Raw genomic sequence first — 18,158 nt, 5'->3', positions numbered from 1 at the left:
TCCCGCTGGGATGGTCCCCGGTGCCAAGGCCGCGCTGGGCTGCCGGCCTCATTGGCTCTGACCTGCGCAGGTGCGAAACAGCCTGTGCCAGGTGCGGCGCAAGGACCTCCAGGACTGCCGCCTGCCCTCTCCTCAGCGCCCCGCGGCCGGCTCCCGGGGGGCAGGACGGCCCGGGCCCGGTCCAAGTGACGCAACGGAACCGGTCCAACTGACGCAACGGAACCGGTCCAACTGACGCAACGGAACCGGTCCAACTGACGCAACGGAACCGGTCCAACTGACGCAATGAGATAGGATTCCCCTGGTCTCACATGCAAGGGAGGGGCGGGGTGCCTGGAAACTACATACCGCGGATCGCGGACTCCGGGCTCTCTCGCGCCCTGAGGGCAAGTGGTGCCGTTCAGGTCAAGGGCCCTAAGTGGTGCGGCAAGACGTCAACGTCGCTGCAGGCCGCCGCCAGCGTCATCTACCTCCAGGATCCGGACCGTAGTGCCTCCTACCTGTCGCTCGCGGAGATGAAGCCCTCCGTACTCCTTGAGGGAGAGACTCCCCGGCTCATCGACGAGTGGCAGATGGCCCCGCAGCTGTGGGATGCGGTGCGCTTCGCCGTCGACCGCCGGGGAGAACCCGGCCAGTTCATCCTCACTGGCTCCTCCATACCGGGCGTGGAAGGGGCACACTCCGGCGTGGGGCGGATCGAACGGCTTGTCATGCGGACCATGACGCTTGCGGAGGCGGGAGACTCTTCGTCTCAAGTCTCGCTGCAGGGGCTCTTCGACGGCGAGCATGGGGTGGCGGGGTTGTCCGCGCTCGATGTTGAGGGCCTCGCCCGTGTGCTGTGCCGCGGCGGATGGCCCACTGCGGTGCTGAACGAGGGGGGCGACGAGGCTGGGCGCCAGGCAAGGGCCTATGTTGATGGACTGATCGATTCCGATGTGTCCCGTATGGATGGAGTCCGCAGGAACGCTACCCGGATGAGGGAGTTGATGCGCTCCTATGCCCGCAACGTCTCCACCCAGGCGTCTCAGGCTACGATCGCGGCTGATCTGGCGAGCAATGATGCCTCGATGGCGCCGAACACGGTGAGTGACTACCTGGATGCCCTGGCGCGCTCCTATGTCATCGAGGATCTCCCCGCGTGGAATCCGGCGCTCCGCTCGAAGACCGCAGTGCGCACCAGCCCCACACGTCACTTCGTCGATCCTTCTATCGGCCTGGCTGTCATGCGTGCGACGCCCGCCGGTCTCCTGCGCGATGTCGAGACCCTCGGTCTGCAGTTCGAGTCCTTATGCGTCAGGGACCTGCGGGTCTACGCTGAGGCTGCGGATGGGACGGTCTTCCACTACCGGGATAAGACTGGGCTGGAGGCCGATGCGGTTGTTGTGCTCGCTGATGGACGCTGGGCGCCCATCGAGGTCAAGATGGGCGAGGCCCGGGTTGACGAGGCTGCCCGTCACCTGCGCTCATTGGCTCAGCGGGTCGACGTCGATCGGATGGGAGAGCCCTCCTTCTTGGCAGTCCTCACCGCGGGTGCCGCCGCCTACAGGCGTGATGATGGTGTCCTGGTCATTCCCCTGGCCTGCCTGGGGCCCTGATGGCGAGCGATATCATCATGTCGCAGGACCGCTCCACGGATAGGCTGCGCGATAAGGGACAAGAAGACAACGTGTCAAAGGATGGCGAGGCAATCATGAGCGTGATGGGCGTGGTGAAGAAGATCGGCGCGGGTGCTGGAGCCCTGGTTCTGGTGGGTGGCGGGTTCGCTGCAGGTGTGACCTACGCGAACTGGGGCGACCCGGTCATCACCGCACACGGGATTGAGCAGCAGATCTCCACCTGCTCCGAGTTGACCACGGTCAAGGTCACCCACGCCGGTGTGGTGCACTATGAGGACGGCAGCATTCCCCTGATCAACAAGAAGACCTTCAACATGATCTACTCCGCCAATGTCCGGGTCGGCGTCGATCTGACGGAGGTCGACGTTACCGTGAAGGATAAACGGATCACGGTGGAGATCCCCAAGGCCACGGTGCAGCAGATCGCGATCGACCCCAGCTCCATCGTCATGTACGACAAGAGTTTCACATTGATCAGCAGCAATGAGGAGGACGTTGCTGCCGCCATCACGGAGGCGGAGGCGGATATCTCCAAGAATCTGGACGATGACACCCTTGTGGTCACAGCCGACCAGCAGGCCGAGGACGTCATCGAGGGCCTTCTCCACCCCCTGACCACCTCTTCGCAAGGCTACACGATCGAGTTCGTCCATGACGACGCCCCTGTCGTCCAATAGCCGTGACGCATCACGACTCCGGCGGCCTCAGCGCTGCCGCCTCCCGCCGCGCCGTCGTCGGCGGTCTGGGGGCCCTGGGCGCCGCAGCGCTCCTGACCGCCTGCGGCGCCTCCCGCACCCCGGTCCCGCTCGCCACCACCGGGGCACCCGGGACGGCGGGGCCACCCGCGTCCCCCGGCACTCCGAGGCCCACCTCCTCCGACCTGCCCACCAGGGAGCCCACCGCCCTGGACACCAGCGCCCTGCCCACTGTGGAGTACCGGGGGCATGACCTGGCCGTGGACAGCCAGGGCGAGTCCCTGGCCGGCCGCCTCTACCTGCCCGCGACCTCGGCGGGGCGGCCCTGCCCGCTGGTCATCATCTCCCACGGGCTCGGCGGCGCCATGGGAGACCATGACCGCCTCGCCCAGGTGCTGGCGGGTCTGGGCCTGGCCTCCTACTGCACCTCCTTCCGCGGCGGCGGCCCGGGCTCGGGCGAGATGACCCGCATGTCCGTCATGACCGAGGCCGCCGACCTTGAGGCGGTCCTCGCCCAGGCCCGCAGCGGCGCCGGGCCCTGGCAGGGCATCGACCCCCAGCGCATCGTCCTTCACGGGGTGAGCCAAGGGGGACTGGTCAGCGCCATCGTCGCCCAGCGCCGCCCCGGGGAGGTCATGGCCCTGGAGCTGTGGTACCCCGCCTTCTCCCTGCCCGACACCCTCCGATCCCTCTTCGGGTCCCTGGACGAGGTCCCCGAGACCTACACCTTCGGCAGGGTCAGCCTGGGGCGCGTCTACGCCGAGGACATCTGGGACTACGACCCCTACGCCGACATGCCGGGCTACCCCTCACCGGTGCTCATCGTCCACGGCGCCAAGGACGGCTCGGTGCCCCTGGGCCACTCGCAGCGGGCCGTGCGGACCTTCCCCGACGCCGAGCTCGTCGTCCTGCCGGAGGCGGGTCACGGCTTCTCCGGAACCGACTGGGACCTGGCCACGGGCAGCACCATCGCCCACCTCCAGCGCCTCGGCCTCATCGCGGCCTGACGGCGGTGCCGCCCGCCAGATTCCCAAGACCGTCCCGCGAGCGCTGCGCCCCGTTCCCGTGCCCGGCCCTCCGAGGTGTGCCAGGCTGAGGAGCGGCGCGACGAGAAGGACCACCAGGAGGCCGCCATGGAGTACACGAGGCTCGGCACCACCGATATCACCATCCCCCGCCTGTGCCTCGGCGGGATGAGCTTCGGGAGAGTCCTCCCCGACTCCCACCAGTGGGTCATCGGCCCGGAGGAGACCCGGGCTGTCATCGCCCGGGCCCTGGAGCTCGGCGTCACCTTCATCGATACCGCCAATGCCTACGCCCGCGGCACGAGCGAGGAGTTCATCGGTGCGGCCCTGAGGGGACTCGGCGTCAAGCGCGAGGAGGTGATCCTGGCCTCCAAGGTCTACTTCAATGAGGGCGGACTGTCCCGGCAGGCCATCGCGAGGGAGATCGAGGGGAGCCTGGAGCGCCTGGGAACCGACTACCTGGACCTCTACATCATCCACCGCTTCGACTACGACACCCCGGTGGAGGAGACCATGGAGGCCCTCGACTCCCTCGTGCGGGCAGGCAAGGTCCGGGCGCTGGGGGCATCGGCCATGTACGGCTACCAGCTGCACACCATGCAGGTGATCGCCGATGCCAACGGCTGGACGCGCCTGGCCAGCATGCAGAACCACTACAACCTGCTCTACCGGGAGGACGAGCGCGAGCTCATCCCCGTGTGCGAGCAGTTCGGCATGTCCCTGACCCCCTACAGCCCACTGGCCTCCGGGCACCTGACCCGCCCCACCTGGGACGGCGAGTCCGTGCGCTCGACCACCGACGGCGTCATGCGGCACAAGTACGATGCCGGGCGCGAGGCGGACATGCCGATCGTCCAGCGCGTCGCCGAGCTGGCCCGCCGGCGCGGGGTGCCCATGGCCGATATCGCCCTGGCCTGGCACTGGGCCAAGGGCGTGTCGGCGCCGATCGTGGGCTGCTCGCGCCCCAGCCGGGTCGATGGTGCCGTGCGCGCCCTGAGCCTGGAGCTGAGCCCGCAGGAGCAGGCCTTCCTGGAGGAGCCCTACACCCCTCACGAGCTCGTCGGGCTCATCCCACGACCGCGGTGACCGCGGTCCCGACGGGTGGGCCGCGCTCCGGCTCGCTGGGCGCCCGCTGGGGCCGCTGACCGCCGCACAGCTCGGTGAGGGCGTCCGCCGGGGGCGGGAGATGCGTGCCGGCGCCGCGTTGTGGCATGGTACCGGTGCCATGACAGCCTCCCCCTGCACCTCCCGGCCCCTGGCCCTCACTGTGGACGGCCAGCGCCTCGGCGGCCTGGCCTACATCCCCGACGGCGCCCCCGCCGGCCCTGCGCCGCTGGTCATCTGCTGCCACGGCATGGAGGGCTCCCACACCCGGGTCGCCCCCATGGCCCGGCGCTTCGCCGCTGGCGGGGCCGTGGCGGTGTGCCTCGACTTCCGCGGCGGGGGAGGCAGCGCCAGCGACGGCGATCCCCTGGCCATGTCCGTGCTCACCGAGCTGGCCGACCTGGATGCCGTGCTCGCCGCGGCCAGTGCATGGCCGGAGGTGGATGCCTCCCGTGTGGCCCTCTTCGGCCTCAGCCTGGGCGGGGCAGTGGCCGCGCTCGCGGCCGCCCGGCGCCCCCAGCAGATCAGCGCACTGGCACTGTGGTACCCGGCTCTGGGGCTGGCCCGTGACCTGCGGGCCCACTTCCGCAGCCTGGAGGCCGTCCCGGCCGAGTTCGACTACCGGGGCAGCCGCCTGGGGCGCGCGTATGCGCGTGATGCCTGGGGCCTGGACGTCGACGCCGAGCTGGCCTCCTACCGGCGCCCGGTGCTCCTGGTCCACGGCGACCAGGACCGTGCCGTGCCGCTGTCGGTCTCCCTGCGGGCTGCTGGCGCGCTGCCCGACGCCGAGGTCGTCACCATCCCCGGCGCCGCCCACGGCTTCGGCGACGCCAACTGGGAGCGCGCGATGACGGCGACCACCGGCTTCCTGGCCTGGAACGGCGTCCTGGAGGGGTGAGCCCCATCCGGTGGTCCGGCTCGGGGCCCGGTGAGGCGCATTGGCGGGGCACGGGGCAGGGCGGAGCCTCCGTGCTCGCCCAGGTGGGCCGGGCGGCGTTCTGGATAGTGAGACCGGTGTGCGGCTCAGGGGGACCTCCTGCGTAACCTGTGCGTGCCGGAACAATTCGTCCGGCGGTCCCACCCACGAGAGAAGCCTGATGACACCGCTTCCCACCGCGCTCAGTGCCTTGCCCGCCCTGCCCCAGGCAGCCCGGGTCGAGATGATCGTGGCCTGCTGCGGGTGTCCCTGTTGCTCCAGTGGAGCGGAGCGAATGCCCACCCGCCGCTGAGCGGATGACGGCGGGCAGGGGCGGCGCTCCGGCAGTGGCAGGCCCGATGGCCTGCTGACCATCTCGGGCACTCGCCGATCCATGCCCGGTGCGCCGGTGCCCGAGGGATGCCCCCGCTCTCCTGACTCCCCGCTCGCGGCACACGGCTCGTCCTCGCCGGCACGGGGACGGTCGCGGCCGGCTCCTGCTCCAGGAGCCACGTACGCGGCCAGGACGGCCCCCGCCGGCAGCACCGGTCGCGGCGCGCCAGCAATCAACCGGTGGCCGCTGCGCCTGCTCCTGTGCCCGCCGTCACGCCAGCCCGCAGGTCGAGGCGGTGCCTCGTCGGGCTCAGCCCCCGCTGGCGCCGCCGGGGCGGTGAAGGCGGGCACCGCTCCCCGCATCTGCTGCCCGCCCCACTGCCGGGCGCCCCGGCCCCCGCGGATCCACCCGCCGTTCCCCGCCCGCCGTCGGCGAGTGCTGGTGAGCACCTGTGAGCACCGCTCGGGACGGCCCGCGCCCCTCATCGCCCGCACGCCCTGATCCGTCGAGCCCTCAGACGGGCAGGCCCTGCCCGCACCACCCCTGACCCGACTTACCGCTCCACCGAGCAGGAACGAGTGATCATGACCCTGAACCACAGCTCCTCGACCACCTCATTCGACGACTCCTTCACCCCCTTCACCCACCGGGCCGGCGAGTGGGCCTCCGAGGTCGATGCCGCCACCCGCAGCCCCCGCGGCCTCCTGGAGGGCCTGGGAGAGGCCGGTCTGCTGGACCTGGGAGTCGAGGAGCGCATCGCGGGCAGTGCCCGGGCCGACGACGTGCGCGCCCCCGCAGCCCTCATCGCCGCCCTGGCCACGGAGTGCATGACCACCGCCTTCGCCCTGTGGGCCCACCGCATGGTCCAGGAGTACCTGGCCCGCGGCGGGCGCAGCCCGGCCACCGAGGAGGTCCTGGCCGACCTGCGGGCCGGGCACCGCTTCGGGGCCACGGCCATGGCCGCGGGACTGAAATGGCTGGCGGGCGTGGGCGACCTGGCGGTCAGGGCCGAGCCCGAGGGCGAGGGCTGGCGCCTGAGCGGCTTCATCCCCTGGGTCTCCCTGCTCCTGGAGGACTCCATCATGGTGGTCCCGGCCCGCACGCCCCACGGCACCGTGGTCGCCTGGCTGCCGGTCGAGCAGGTCGAGGTCTCCCCGGTCACCGGCCTGCTGGCCCTGGACGCCACCGCCTCGGGCAGCGTCGCCCTCAAGGGCGTCGTCGTCGGCCCCGACCAGGTCATCAGCAGGGACCTGGCCGCCTTCGCCCAGGGGCTCAAGCCCACGATGCTCGCCCTGCAGTCCTCCTTCTGCGTGGGACTGGCCCAGCGGTCCCTGGGCGAGTCCGAAGCCGCCCTGGGCCGTGCCACCAGCGCCTCCAGCGCCGCCGGCTCCGTCTTCGCCGCCGACCTCACCCGGCTGCGCGAGGACGTCGTGACTCATCAGCACCGATGGCGGGCCCTGGTGGCCGACGTGGGCGCGGCCAGCGCCCGGGAGGTCCTGGAGACCCGCCTCCAGGCCGCCGACCTGGCGGTGCGCGCCACCCGCCTGGAGGCCACCCTGGCCGGCGGGCGCGGGTACCGCCTGGCCTCGGGGGCCTCGCGGCGCCTGCGCGAGGCCGCCTTCCTGCCCGTGCAGTCGCCGTCGGAAGGACACCTGCGGTGGGAACTGTCGTCGCTCAGCTGAATCACGTGGGGGTCGCCTACAGCGGCGTCGATGCGCTCAAGGATGTCAGCCTGGAGATCGCCCGAGGGCGCCAGACGGCGGTCCTGGGGCCCAGCGGCGCGGGCAAGTCAACGCTCCTGGGACTGCTTACCCGGGAGCTGAGCCCCAGCTCGGGGAGCATCGAGTGGTCGGCCGCGCGCCTGCGCGAGGGCGTGGTGCGCCAGCAGCCGCTGCTCTTCGAGTGGCTGACGATCCGTGAGAATGTGGGCTTCGGGCAGCGGCTGCGGGCCAACGAGCCGGACGAGGCGCTGGTCGACGAGCTGCTCGACCTGCTGGGCATCACGGCCGTGGCCGGGGCCTACCCCGACCAGGTCTCGGGCGGCCAGGCGCAGCGCGCCTCCTTCGCCCGGGCCCTGGCCATCCGCCCCGACCTGCTCATCCTCGATGAGCCCTTCAGCGCCCTGGACCCGGCCACGCGCTCGGACCTGCAGCTGTGGCTGCGCCGCGAGCTGACATCCCGGGGCCTGAGCAGTGTGCTGGTCACCCACGATCTGGATGAGGCCCTCGTCCTGGCCGACGAGCTCGTGCTCATCTCGGCAGGCTCCATCACCGGCCGCTGGTCCAATCCCGAGCCGGCCGCGGACCAGTCCGCCGCCCTGGCCCACCCCCTGCGCACGCCGATCCGGCAGGCCTATGACTCCACGGCATCCACGGCCCCCACGGCCGGGGCGGAGCGGGAAGAGGCGGCGCAGGGGTGGACCACGGCATCCGCTGCATCCGAGAACCGGGCCGGGCCCGCCGATGAGCAGAGGAAGGCAGGACGATGAGACGACGCGACGCACTCGCCCTGGCGGGGCGACTGGGCTCGGCCTCGATGGTGGCGGCCCTGGGCGGCCACGGCGCCTGGCGCGCCCTCGCCCCCCAGGACCAGGGCTCCGACAGCCTGTTGGGACGGCCCCTGCGGGTCGGCTACCTGCCGATCACCGATGCCTCCGCCCTCCTCATCGCCCACGAGCGCGGCCTGTGGGCGGATGCGGGCGTGGCCTCGGCGCCCCCGGTCCTCTTCCGCTCCTGGGACGCCCTGGGCCAGGCCATCCTCGTGGGCGAGGTGGACGTGGTCCACATGCTCATGCCCATGGCCCTGCAGTTCAGGCTCGCCGCATCCGCACCCATCCGGGTCATCGCCTGGGGGCACACCAATGGCTCCTGCATGGTCACCGCCGGCCCTGAGCCGAGCACCGGTGCTCAGCCGCAGGCCCAGGCGGCCGAGCTGGCGGGCGGCCGCCTGGCGGTGCCGTACTGGTGGTCCATCCACTCCGTGATCATCCAGCGGCTCCTGGCCTCCTGGGGACTGCAGCCGGTCATCGGCACCACCGCCGGGCCCCAGGAGGTCGAGCTGGTGGTCATGCCCCCGGCTGAGATGGTCTCGGGCCTGGCCAGTGGTGCCATCGCCGGCTTCACCGTGGCCGACCCCTTCGGGGCGGTGGCCGAGCTCCAGGGGGTGGGCCATGTGAGCAGGCTGCTGGGCGATGTGTGGCGCGACCATGCCTGCTGCGGCCTGGTGGTGCGCCAGGACCTCATCGACTCCTCCCCCCAGGCGGTCCAGGGGATCGTCGATGGGCTCATCGCCGCCCAGGCCTGGCTGGAGGGCAACCGGGGCCGGGCCGCCTCCCTGCTCACCAGCGGCGGCTACCTGCCCCAGGCCCGGTCCGCCGTCGAGCGCGCCCTGGAGCGCCCCGCCCCCGCCCGTGCCAGCCATCCCGACTGGCACGGCCAGAGGCTGGGCTTCAGCGCCTTCCCGCACGAGTCCTACACCACCGCCCTGGTGGACATGCTGGGCCGCACCGGCGTCGAGGGCGATCGCTCCTTCCTGGAGGGCCTGGATCCCGCCCGCGCCCACCGCGAGCTGGTCGACGACGCCTTCGTGCGGGCGGCCCTGGAGCGCACGGGCGCGCCGGTGCCGCAGCGGACCGAGGAGGTCGGGCCATGAGCATCACGACCACAGCCCGGCTCCTGGCCCCCGTGGCGGGTGTGGCCGCCACCGTCGGGCTGTGGTGGCTGGCCACCGACATCCTGTTCCGCTCCCGCCCCCTGGTCCAGCAGTTCTCGCCCACCAGGACCGTGACCGGCCTGGTGGAGCTGGCCGCCGACGGCGTGCTCCTCAACGCCGCCTCCTCCAGCGTCTTCCGCCTCCTGTGCGGGCTGGCCCTGGCGGTGGCGGTGGGATTCGCCGGGGGAGTGCTCATCGGCTCCCGGCCGACGGTGGACCGCACCCTGGCCCCGACCCTGCTGTTCCTGCGGATGGTCTCGCCACTGTCCTGGGCACCGGTGGTCATCATCGCCTTCGGCGTGGGGGATCCGCCCGTGGTGGCCCTGGTGGCCGCCGGGGCCGTGTGGCCGGTGCTCAGCTCGGTGGCCGACGGCGTGCGCCGGGTCAGCCCCGGCCACCTGGCCGTGGCCCGCTCCCTGGGAGCCACCCGCATCGAGGCGCTGCGATGGGTGACCTGGCCGACCACCCGTCCGGCGCTGCTGGCTGGGGTGCGCCAGGCACTGGGCATCGCCTGGGTGGTCCTCGTGCCCGCGGAGATGCTGGGGGTGACCTCCGGCCTGGGCCACCAGATCATGAACGCCAAGGACCAGCTGGCCTACCACCACATCACCGCCCTCATCGTCGTCATCGGAACCCTGGGATACCTCATCGACTCCGTCGCCCGCTGGGCGCTGGCGACTCGACGCGAAAGGCAGGAGCGCTCATGAGACTGGTCGTCGTATCGGCGGGGCACGCACCCGCATCCGGGACGAGCCGCCTGGGGCGCCTCATCGCCGATGAGGTGGGGCGCCGACGCCAGGGCACCGCCGTGGAGCACATCGAGCTGCGCACGATCGCCACGGACGTGGTCACCGCCCTCATCACCGGCGAGGCCTGCCCACCGGTGCACCGGGCTATCGAATTGGTGCGCAGCGCCGACGCCCTGGTCCTGTTGACCCCCACCATCAACGCCTCCTTCTCCGGGCTGCTCAAGTGCTTCCTGGACGTGCTGCCGCGCGACTCGCTCAGGGGCCTGCCCATCCTGATGGGCGCCACCGGCGGCACGCAGCGCCACACCCTGGTCCTGGACCAGAGCCTGCGCCCCATGCTCGCCTCCCTTCGCGCCGTCGTCCTGCCCAGCGCCCTGTTCGTCACCGCGGAGGAGTGGCAGGGGCAGGCCCCGGGGCCCGAGCTGGGTGAGCGGGTGAGGGCCTCCTCGCAAGAGCTCATCAGGTTCCTGGCGCTGAGCGCGTGAGCCTCCGGTGCCGGGCGGGGCCGCTCAGGGCGCCCCTGCCGGCCGGCAGCGGCCCACGGGGCCTTCCGCGCGGCTGCGCGGGCGCATAGGGTGCGCAGACAGGCCATCGGCCGCTCGACGAGCCCATCATCCAGGAGGAGCCATGCCCGACTTCCAGGCGACCACCGACAAGAAAGTGGCGGTCTTCATCGCCCCCGGCCTGGAGGAGGTCGAGGCGCTGGCCGTGGTGGACCTGCTCTTCCGCGCCGGGATCGCCACCGACATGATCTCGGTCACCCAGGACCGCGCCGTCGTGTCCTCCCACGACATCATCGTCACCGGCAACCGCACCCTGGATGAGGCGGACCTGGCCGACTACGACATGCTCGTCCTGCCCGGCGGCCTGCCCGGCACCCCCAACCTCAAGGCCTGCCAGCGCCTCATGGACGAGGTCCGCTCCCGCGTCGAGGCCGGACGCCCGGTGGCAGCGATCTGCGCCGCCCCCTCCATCCTGGCCGAGATGGGCCTCCTGGAGGGCCGTGAGGCGACGTCGAACCCGGCCTTCCTCGGCGTCCTGGCCGACAACGGCGCCCGCACCAGCGAGGCGAGCGTCGTCATCGACGGCAGCATCATCACCTCCCGGGGCATGGGGACCGCCATCGACTTCGGCCTGGAGATCGTGCGCCACTACCTGGGGGACGAGGCGGTGGAGGGGCTCAAGGCCGCCATCGTCCACCAGGGCTGACAGGCGGGCGCAGGCCTCAGGAGCGCGAGCCGCGCCGGGGGATGAGCGCCATGACCAGCAGCACCGCGCCGGCCGCCGCCAGGATGACGATCCCGGTGCTCACCAGATCGACGCGCACCCCCAGGCCGACAACCACCAGCAGCACCCCCACCAGCAGCAGGATCGCGCCCCACACGAGCGTGGCCGGGCTCATCCCCCGGGGCTCGGCGGCACCTGCGCCCGCCACGGTCCTGGCCGACCACACCGCATCCTGAGCCTGCGGATCCGGCCCACCCAGCGGCGCGCCGGGACCCTGCGGTGCCCGGCGCTCCCCGGCGCTGCGGGCGGCGCTGCCCGGGGCCGTGCCACCCGGGGGCTGCGCCTCGGCGGCCACCGCCGGCTCTCGGGGATCGGCGGGCAGGACGGAGGTCTGGGCCTCCCGGCTGCTCCGCACCTCTCCCGGGCTCGGCTCGGCGGTCGCGTCGGTCCTCGAGGCGGTGATCACCTCGGTCGTCGGCCCGCCGGCCGCCTCAGTGGCCATCCCCGTGGCCATCTGCGTGGTCGGCTCGGCCTCGGGCTGCGTGGTCGGCTCGGCCTCGGGCTGCGTGGTCGGCTCGGCCTCGGGGGAACGGGGGTTGCTGCGGGCCTCATGCGTATCGCTCATGGTCCTCACTCCTTGTCTGCAGGGTCTGCTCGGGGTCTGCCCGCGGGGCTCGTGCCTGCGGGTCTGTGTCGGTGGTTGACGTCGAGGGCCGGGGCGCCTGCGGGCGCCCGAGGGCCTCACGGGGTCGGCGAGGCCGAGGGCTCGGCGGAGGCCGACTGGCCGGTGCCCGCGCCCGGCTCGGCGCCGGGATCCGCAGTGGGTGCGGCGGTGGCGCTGGGCCGCTCGCTCGGCTCAGCACTGCTGGCATCACCGGGGGAGGATGGGGCGCCCGCCTCCTGCACCCTGCGGGACACGCAGGCCTCATAGCGCTCGCGGTCGGCCGCGGAGAGCTCATCGAGGTCCTCCCAGGCCTCGTCCCCGTCGCGGTCCTCCAGGCTCGTGCCCGTCAGGCAGGAGGCGGCGATGTCGGCGCCGATGGCGGGGTGCTCCATCCCGGGCACGGGCGAGACGCCCAGCCCGCTGTGCCGGGTGCCGTCGGCATCGGTCCAGGTGCTGACCACCCAGGCCTTCTGGGCGGGGTCGCCCGTCCACGTGGTCTCCTCCGGCACCTCGGTGACCTCGAGCACGCCCGCGGCCATCTCGACGTCGATCGTCAGGGCGGGGCCGGCCGCCTGCGCCGCGGGCGAGGTCAGCGCCACCTCCCTGCCCGGCCCGGCCGACTCCGCGGCGTACCGGGTGATCCGCTCTCCGGAGAGCGTGTAGTCCTCGGTGCTGGAGGGCTGGAGCCTGAGAGCGGGGATGGCGCTGTCGCTCGTGGCGCGCCACTGGCTCACGAGGTCGGCGCTCACGGCTCCCGCCCCGGTCTCGGAGGTGATCCGCAGGGAGCGGCCGGGGTGGGTGAGGACCTGCAGCCTGCCCGTCACCAGCTCGACCGACAGGCTGTGCGCACCGCTGGCCTCAGCGGGCATATCCCGCAGATCCAGGATGATGGCATCCGCGCCACTCCTGAGCTCCTGGATCTGCTCGGTGCCGGAGACCAGGTCCTCCCAGGTGTAGACCGTCTCGCTCCCCTCGACGATCACCTCGTCCTGCTGCCAGTGGGCCCGATGCTGGAGGACCAGTCCCGTGGTGAGGGCGGGCACCGCCAGCAGGAGCACCGGCACGCCCACGCCCGCGATCCAGCCGCCCCGGCGCCGCCGCAGGGCACTGGCAATGGTCCCCCCGCCCAGGATGATGAGCACCGCCCCGATCAGGCAGATCAGGCTCTCCACGACGCCGAGGGCCCCGGAGCTGAGCGCCAGCAGCGCGCCGGCGCAGGCCAGGAGGACCAGCCCCAGGACAGCCAGGCTGGTGCCCCGGCCAGGGCCCGGGCGGTGCGGGGGCCGGGGGCTGTGCCCAGGCCGGTGTCCCGGCCTCACAGGCCCCGGTGCGCCGGGATAGGCGGCGCTGGGGTGAGCCGTGGGTCGGGGCACGGGGGAGGGCGCGGCGCCGAGAGGCGGAGCCGTTGCGCCGTGAGGCTGGTGGCCGGCCGCGGCCTGGGACATCCCCGCACCGGGTCCAGGGTGCGCCGCGGACCCGTGGTGCGCGGCAGGCTCAGGGCTCGGCGCTGGCCAACCGCCGGAGGCCTGAGCGCTCAAGGGCGCCGGGCGCTGGGCGGGACCGCGACGGCCGCGATCCTTGGAGTAGTTGGTCCAGCCCACGATCACCAGGATCAGAGCGCCGATCCAGAACAGGCCCCACAGGAGGCCGCCGAAGACCGGCAGGCCCCAGGCCTCGACGTACCAGGTGGGCACCAGGCCGCCGTCGAGCAGGGGCAGACCGATCGCCATCGACCCCATCGCCCCCGCCAGGCCCGCATCGAAGCTCCCGGCCAGTGCCTGCTCGGCGTGGATGCGCCCGTCGGACTCCTCGGGCAGCAGGGCCCAGGCCAGGCCGTAGACGATGAGGCCGAGCCCTGAGATGACGGTGATGACCACCCACACGCAGCGCACCAGGGCCGGGTCGAGGTCCAGGCGGCGGGCCACGCCCCCGGCCACTCCGCCCACCCAGCGCTCCTGGGTGCGCACCAGGCCGGAGCGGCGGATGGAGGCGAAGAAGCCGCTCAGCGCCTCTGGGGTGCGGCCCCGGCCCGGACCCCCCGCGCCGCCGGGCGCCGTGGCGAAGGGGTTGATCCGCGGGTCGCCGGGCGCCTCAGCGCCCGGGGGCGCCTGGCTGCCCGGACCGGGCCGGTCCTGCGGGCGGTGCTGGCCGGCATGGTGGCCGTCGGGCGCCGGGCGGTCCTCAGCCGGATGATCGGCCGGGTGATCGGCCGGCTGGTGGGGCGGCGTGGAGGCCGCAGCGCCCCGATCCGCACCGTCGCGGTGCTCGGCGCCGCCGTCGCCGGGGGAGGGGTGCTGGGGGTCATCGGCGCTCATGGCTGGCTCCTGAAGGTCGTCGTTGTCGTCAACATGGGTGGGGGAATGCTCGGGTTGCGGTGGCGGGGTCAGTCAGTGGCGCTGGCCGAGGGCGCGGCTGATGGCGCGGGGCTGGGCGCGGGACTGGCGGTGGCCGCCTGCCCCTGGTCCGTGGCGGCCTGCCGTGCGCAGTCGCTGTAGGCCCGCCTCTGCTCGGCGGTGAGCTCATCGAGGTCCTCCCACGCCTCCCAGTCGCGGTCGTAGTGGTCCCGGTCCTCATCGGAGTCCCACGGCGCGTCATCATCGGCGGTGCTGGAGGCGGCGCCTCGGGCCTGCTCCACGCACTGCTGCGCCCTGCGGGCGCCGATCGCCGGGTGGGTCATGCCCGGGACGACGAGGTCATGGTCATCGAGATGGATCCGCCCGGTCTCATCGCGCCAGTACTCCACGACCCACACCTCCTGGGAGGCGTCCCCCTCCCAGGTCACCTCCTGGGGGCCGTTGACGATGATCCGGCCGGCACCCAGGCGCGCCCGCACCGTCAGACCCGTGCCGCTGGACTGCGCGGCCGGTGAGCGCAGGACCGCCGAGTCCAGCGCGCCCTCGGACCTGGTGGTCATCCGGGCGGGGGAGCCGTCCGGCGTGTACTCGTCCTCATCCCACACGTCCGGGACATCCGTGTCCCACATATCCCAGCCGCCCCGGTCCCCGGCGCCATGGCTCACCGCCTCGTCAATGGACCAGGCCTGGGGCACGCGGGCCGAGAACCTGGCCCTGGAGGACTCGGCCTCCACCGTGATGGGGGCGTCCTCGCCGGCCAGGATCCGCACCTCGCCAGCGCCGAGCTCCACATCGATCGCGCTCAGTGCCAGGTCCCCGGCCTCGGCGCCCCGGGCCTCCTGCGGCATCTCGCGCAGGTCCAGGACCACCTCGCCCGCGGCGACCACCGGCAGCTCCCGGCTCGTCCCGCTGCCGGCCTCGACCAGGTCCTGCCAGGTGTAGGTGGTCCGTCCCACCGCCTGCTCCATCCCCCGGGGCGGGATGGCCCGCACCGCGGTGGGGACCACGGCCCCCAGGGCCAGGACGGGCAGGGCCACCAGGAGGGCGGGCCAGCCCAGCAGGCTCATCCATCCGCCGCGGCGGCGCCGCAGCCCGCTGACGATGATCCCGGCACCCAGGATCGCCACCGGCAGGCCGATCAGGAGCAGGCCCCCGTTGACCAGGCCGACGGCGCCGCGCGCCAGCAGGAGGCACAGGAGGGCCGTGGCCAGCAGGGACAGGGCCAGGACCACCAGGCTCAGGCGCCGTCCGGGCCCCATGCGCCCGCCTGGGCCGGGGCGCTGGTGGGGTCCCGCGACCTGGTCCAGGCGATGCGGGGGATCGCCTGGGGCGGGGCCGCCGGTCGGGGAGGAGGGGATGTGGTGGTGCGGGGCGCTGTCATCCATGCCCTCATCCTGCGCCGCGCCCGTTGGCCGCGCGATCAGGGAACCCCCTGATAGGCCCCGGATATCGGGGCGGGCCTCCCCTGATCCAGGCCCCTGGGGCCCGCATCCGGACGGGATGGGGGCATGATGAGGCCATGATGACGACGCAGCCCGGCCGCGTCCTGGGGCAGGCCGGTCCACAGGGCCCCGCCAGCCGCGCCGCGCCGTCCGGCCCCGCCGCCCCGGCCTCCCGGCGCCTGCCGCTCCGGCGCCCCGGGCGGCGCCTGGCCCCTGCCCCGCTCCACGTCCCAGCGCCCGAGCCCGCCTCCTCCCGCCGCCCCGCCCTCCTCGCCGGGGTGTGCGCGGGAGTGGGGGCCCACCTGGGCCTGCCGGTGAGGCAGATGCGCCTGGCCGCCGTCCTGCTGGCCCTGGCCGGGGGCGCGGGCCTGCTGCTCTACCTCCTGCTGTGGGTGGCGGTGCCCGCGGGCGACCCCTGGGCCGAGGCCTGGGGCACCACCGCCCCGGCCCGCCGGCGCCTGGCCCCACGCCCCACCGCGGGCTCCGCCGTCCCGCACCGCCTGGGCACGGCCCTGGGCGGAGGCGCCCTCCTGGCCATGGCGGGCCTGGCCGCCCTGTGGCGCACCGGTGGCCTGCGGGACGGCGGCGTCCTGCTGCCCCTGGTCATCATCGTGGCCGGGGCGGCCCTGGCCTGGTCCCAGGCCGATGCGCTCACCGGCCCGGCGCGCCGCCCCGGCGCCGGGCTGCGCCTGGCGGGGGGAGTGGTGCTGGCCGCCGTGGGCATCGTGCTGTGGGCGGCCTCCGAGACCCCGCCACGAGCGCTGCTGGCCGGCGGCCTCACGGGCGGTGCCCTGGTGGTGGGCATCGGCCTGGTGCTGGCGCCCCTGTGGCTGCGCACCAACCGCGCCCTGGCCGAGACCCGCGCCGCCGAGGCCCGCCAGGCCGAGCGCGCCGATATCGCCGCCCACCTGCATGACTCGGTCCTCCAGACCCTCACCCTCATCCGCCGGCGCTCGGGCGAGCCGGAGGTGGTCGCCCGCCTGGCCCGCTCCCAGGAGCGCGAGCTGCGGGCCTGGCTCTACACCGACCGCCCCGAGCCGGGCGCCTCGGTGGCCGAGGCCTTCCAGGATCTCGCCGGTGAGATCGAGGACCGTTACGGGGTGGCGGTGGATGCCGTCTGCGTCGGCGACCGCGTCCCCGACCGCTCCACCGAGGCGGTGGTGGCCGCGGCGCGCGAGGCGCTGTCCAACGCCGTGCGCCACGGCGCCCCGCCGGTCTCCCTCTACGTGGAGGCCGGGGCCCGGGGCACCGAGGTGTTCATCCGTGACCGCGGTGAGGGCTTCGAGCTGGAGGATCTGGCCGAGATCGCCCCCGACCGCCACGGCGTGCGGGAGTCCATCATCGCCCGCATGGAGCGCCATGGGGGCCAGGCCCGCCTGCGCCGCCTGGAGCGGGGCACCGAGGTCCACCTGGTCCTGCCCGCCCCGGACTGAGACCGCCGGCGCGCCGCGGAGGCGCCGCAGGCACCGCGGAAGCGCTGACGAGCATCGAGGAAGAGTTGAGAAAGACAGGAGTTCCCATGACCACCCCACCCCCTTCCACCGATCCCGCCGACCCCCGCGTCGAGTGCCAGGAGGGCCCTGCCCTGCGCGTCCTGGTCGTCGACGACCACGCCCTGGTGCGCACCGGGGTGCGCGCCGAGCTGACCGCCCACGCCCCGGACCTCGACGTCGTCGCCGAGGCCGACGACGTCGAGGGCGCCATCGCCGCCGTCCACGCCCTGCGCCCCGACGTCGTCCTGCTGGACGTGCACCTGCCCGGCGGCGACGGCGGGGGAGGCGCCGAGGTCGTGGCCGCCTGCCACGAGGTGCCCGGCACCCGCTTCCTGGCCCTGTCGGTCTCGGACGCCTCCGAGGACGTCGTCGGCGTCATCCGCGCCGGTGCCCGCGGGTACGTCACCAAGGCGATCTCCACCGAGGACCTGGCCCAGGCGGTGCGCCGCGTGGCCGCCGGGGACGCGGCCTTCTCCCCGCGCCTGGCCGGCTTCGTCCTGGACGCCTTCGGGGCCGGGGCGGGCGAGGTGGCGGTGGCCGATTCCGAGCTCGACCGGCTCTCGGCCCGTGAGCGCGAGGTCATGCGCCTCATCGCCCGGGGCTACACCTACAAGGAGTGCGCCTCGGAGCTGTTCATCTCCATCAAGACGGTGGAGACGCATGTCTCGGCGGTGCTGCGCAAGCTCCAGCTGTCCAATCGCAATGAGCTGACCCGATGGGCGGTGGCCCGCCGCATCGTGTGACTCGTGCCAGGCGGACCCGCGGGCGGGGCCCCCGGGGCGGGGGCGCGGGGCGGGCCCGGGGGGGGGGGGGGGGGGAGGGCGGGGG

Annotated in this window: 16 protein-coding genes; 13 read left to right on the top strand and 3 right to left on the bottom strand. The window is 73.5% G+C overall.

Going from position 1 to position 18,158, the window contains the following annotated elements; translation table 11 throughout:
- Positions 1–329: 329 nt before the first annotated feature.
- From J5X07_RS07300 to J5X07_RS07250, 11 genes are all read left to right on the top strand, one after another.
- On the top strand, positions 330–1,595 hold the full coding sequence (locus J5X07_RS07300) for an ATP-binding protein (RefSeq protein WP_244924896.1): 1,266 nt from the start codon (positions 330–332) through the stop codon (positions 1,593–1,595).
- Positions 1,595–2,293, top strand: a complete 699-nt coding sequence (locus J5X07_RS07295; protein WP_208479185.1) for a DUF4230 domain-containing protein — start codon at positions 1,595–1,597, stop codon at positions 2,291–2,293. The genes J5X07_RS07300 and J5X07_RS07295 overlap by 1 nt, the downstream gene beginning before the upstream one ends.
- A 2-nt stretch (positions 2,294–2,295) precedes the next feature.
- Positions 2,296–3,318, top strand: a complete 1,023-nt coding sequence (locus J5X07_RS12975) for an alpha/beta hydrolase family protein (protein ID WP_208479183.1) — start codon at positions 2,296–2,298, stop codon at positions 3,316–3,318.
- A 75-nt stretch (positions 3,319–3,393) separates the two neighbouring features.
- Positions 3,394–4,422, top strand: coding sequence for an aldo/keto reductase (locus tag J5X07_RS07285; RefSeq protein ID WP_341769430.1), 1,029 nt, complete (start codon positions 3,394–3,396; stop codon positions 4,420–4,422).
- Between the two features lie 139 nt (positions 4,423–4,561).
- Positions 4,562–5,338: an alpha/beta hydrolase family protein gene (locus J5X07_RS07280; protein ID WP_208479180.1), complete on the top strand. Its 777-nt coding sequence runs from the start codon at positions 4,562–4,564 to the stop codon at positions 5,336–5,338.
- 936 nt (positions 5,339–6,274) lie between these two features.
- Positions 6,275–7,372 carry an acyl-CoA dehydrogenase family protein gene (locus tag J5X07_RS07275; protein WP_208479179.1) on the top strand — a complete coding sequence of 366 codons (1,098 nt, stop codon included), beginning with the start codon at positions 6,275–6,277 and terminating at the stop codon, positions 7,370–7,372.
- Positions 7,348–8,178: an ABC transporter ATP-binding protein gene (locus J5X07_RS07270; protein ID WP_208479177.1), complete on the top strand. Its 831-nt coding sequence runs from the start codon at positions 7,348–7,350 to the stop codon at positions 8,176–8,178. The genes J5X07_RS07275 and J5X07_RS07270 overlap by 25 nt, the downstream gene beginning before the upstream one ends.
- Positions 8,175–9,341 carry an ABC transporter substrate-binding protein gene (locus J5X07_RS07265; RefSeq protein WP_208479176.1) on the top strand — a complete coding sequence of 389 codons (1,167 nt, stop codon included), beginning with the start codon at positions 8,175–8,177 and terminating at the stop codon, positions 9,339–9,341. The genes J5X07_RS07270 and J5X07_RS07265 overlap by 4 nt, the downstream gene beginning before the upstream one ends.
- Positions 9,338–10,108 carry an ABC transporter permease gene (locus J5X07_RS07260; protein WP_208479174.1) on the top strand — a complete coding sequence of 257 codons (771 nt, stop codon included), beginning with the start codon at positions 9,338–9,340 and terminating at the stop codon, positions 10,106–10,108. Before J5X07_RS07265 ends, J5X07_RS07260 begins: the two co-directional genes overlap by 4 nt.
- Positions 10,105–10,635, top strand: coding sequence for an NAD(P)H-dependent oxidoreductase (locus tag J5X07_RS07255; protein ID WP_124932567.1), 531 nt, complete (start codon positions 10,105–10,107; stop codon positions 10,633–10,635). Before J5X07_RS07260 ends, J5X07_RS07255 begins: the two co-directional genes overlap by 4 nt.
- A gap of 142 nt (positions 10,636–10,777) precedes the next feature.
- Positions 10,778–11,359, top strand: coding sequence for a DJ-1 family glyoxalase III (locus J5X07_RS07250; RefSeq protein WP_208479172.1), 582 nt, complete (start codon positions 10,778–10,780; stop codon positions 11,357–11,359).
- A 16-nt stretch (positions 11,360–11,375) separates the two neighbouring features.
- Here the strand turns inward: J5X07_RS07250 and J5X07_RS07245 are convergent, their stop codons facing one another.
- The 3 genes from J5X07_RS07245 to J5X07_RS07235 all read right to left on the bottom strand — a co-directional run bounded on the left by J5X07_RS07245 (position 11,376) and on the right by J5X07_RS07235 (position 15,780).
- Entirely contained in the window at positions 11,376–12,002 is a 627-nt protein-coding gene (locus J5X07_RS07245; protein WP_208479170.1) for a hypothetical protein, read from the bottom strand.
- A gap of 116 nt (positions 12,003–12,118) precedes the next feature.
- Positions 12,119–14,356, bottom strand: a complete 2,238-nt coding sequence (locus tag J5X07_RS07240) for a PspC domain-containing protein (protein ID WP_208479168.1) — start codon at positions 14,354–14,356, stop codon at positions 12,119–12,121.
- A 68-nt stretch (positions 14,357–14,424) separates the two neighbouring features.
- Positions 14,425–15,780, bottom strand: coding sequence for a hypothetical protein (locus J5X07_RS07235; protein ID WP_208479167.1), 1,356 nt, complete (start codon positions 15,778–15,780; stop codon positions 14,425–14,427).
- A 137-nt stretch (positions 15,781–15,917) separates the two neighbouring features.
- On the opposite strand from J5X07_RS07235, the gene J5X07_RS07230 reads away from it, so the two are divergent.
- Positions 15,918–17,270, top strand: coding sequence for a sensor histidine kinase (locus J5X07_RS07230; protein WP_208479165.1), 1,353 nt, complete (start codon positions 15,918–15,920; stop codon positions 17,268–17,270).
- Positions 17,271–17,356: 86 nt separating this feature from the next.
- Complete coding sequence (locus J5X07_RS07225; protein ID WP_243896573.1) at positions 17,357–18,073, top strand: response regulator; 717 nt, start codon at positions 17,357–17,359, stop codon at positions 18,071–18,073.
- Positions 18,074–18,158: the final 85 nt, after the last annotated feature.

Origin of the sequence: Actinomyces bowdenii (assembly GCF_017592395.1) — a bacterium.
GTDB lineage: Bacteria > Actinomycetota > Actinomycetes > Actinomycetales > Actinomycetaceae > Actinomyces > Actinomyces bowdenii.
This window is presented reverse-complemented; position numbering and strand designations above follow the sequence as displayed.

Excerpts from the sequence above, each read along its gene's own strand:
- J5X07_RS07230 (WP_208479165.1), top strand. The coding sequence starts at position 15,918 with ATGACGACGCAGCCCGGCCGCGTCCTGGGGCAGGCCGGTCCACAGGGC.
- J5X07_RS07265 (WP_208479176.1), top strand. The coding sequence starts at position 8,175 with ATGAGACGACGCGACGCACTCGCCCTGGCGGGGCGACTGGGCTCGGCC.
- J5X07_RS07260 (WP_208479174.1), top strand. The coding sequence starts at position 9,338 with ATGAGCATCACGACCACAGCCCGGCTCCTGGCCCCCGTGGCGGGTGTG.
- J5X07_RS07245 (WP_208479170.1), bottom strand. The coding sequence starts at position 12,002 with ATGAGCGATACGCATGAGGCCCGCAGCAACCCCCGTTCCCCCGAGGCC.
- J5X07_RS07295 (WP_208479185.1), top strand. The coding sequence starts at position 1,595 with ATGGCGAGCGATATCATCATGTCGCAGGACCGCTCCACGGATAGGCTG.
- J5X07_RS07225 (WP_243896573.1), top strand. The coding sequence starts at position 17,357 with ATGACCACCCCACCCCCTTCCACCGATCCCGCCGACCCCCGCGTCGAG.
- J5X07_RS07280 (WP_208479180.1), top strand. The coding sequence starts at position 4,562 with ATGACAGCCTCCCCCTGCACCTCCCGGCCCCTGGCCCTCACTGTGGAC.
- J5X07_RS07235 (WP_208479167.1), bottom strand. The coding sequence starts at position 15,780 with ATGGATGACAGCGCCCCGCACCACCACATCCCCTCCTCCCCGACCGGC.
- J5X07_RS07255 (WP_124932567.1), top strand. The coding sequence starts at position 10,105 with ATGAGACTGGTCGTCGTATCGGCGGGGCACGCACCCGCATCCGGGACG.
- J5X07_RS07250 (WP_208479172.1), top strand. The coding sequence starts at position 10,778 with ATGCCCGACTTCCAGGCGACCACCGACAAGAAAGTGGCGGTCTTCATC.
- J5X07_RS07240 (WP_208479168.1), bottom strand. The coding sequence starts at position 14,356 with ATGAGCGCCGATGACCCCCAGCACCCCTCCCCCGGCGACGGCGGCGCC.
- J5X07_RS07275 (WP_208479179.1), top strand. The coding sequence starts at position 6,275 with ATGACCCTGAACCACAGCTCCTCGACCACCTCATTCGACGACTCCTTC.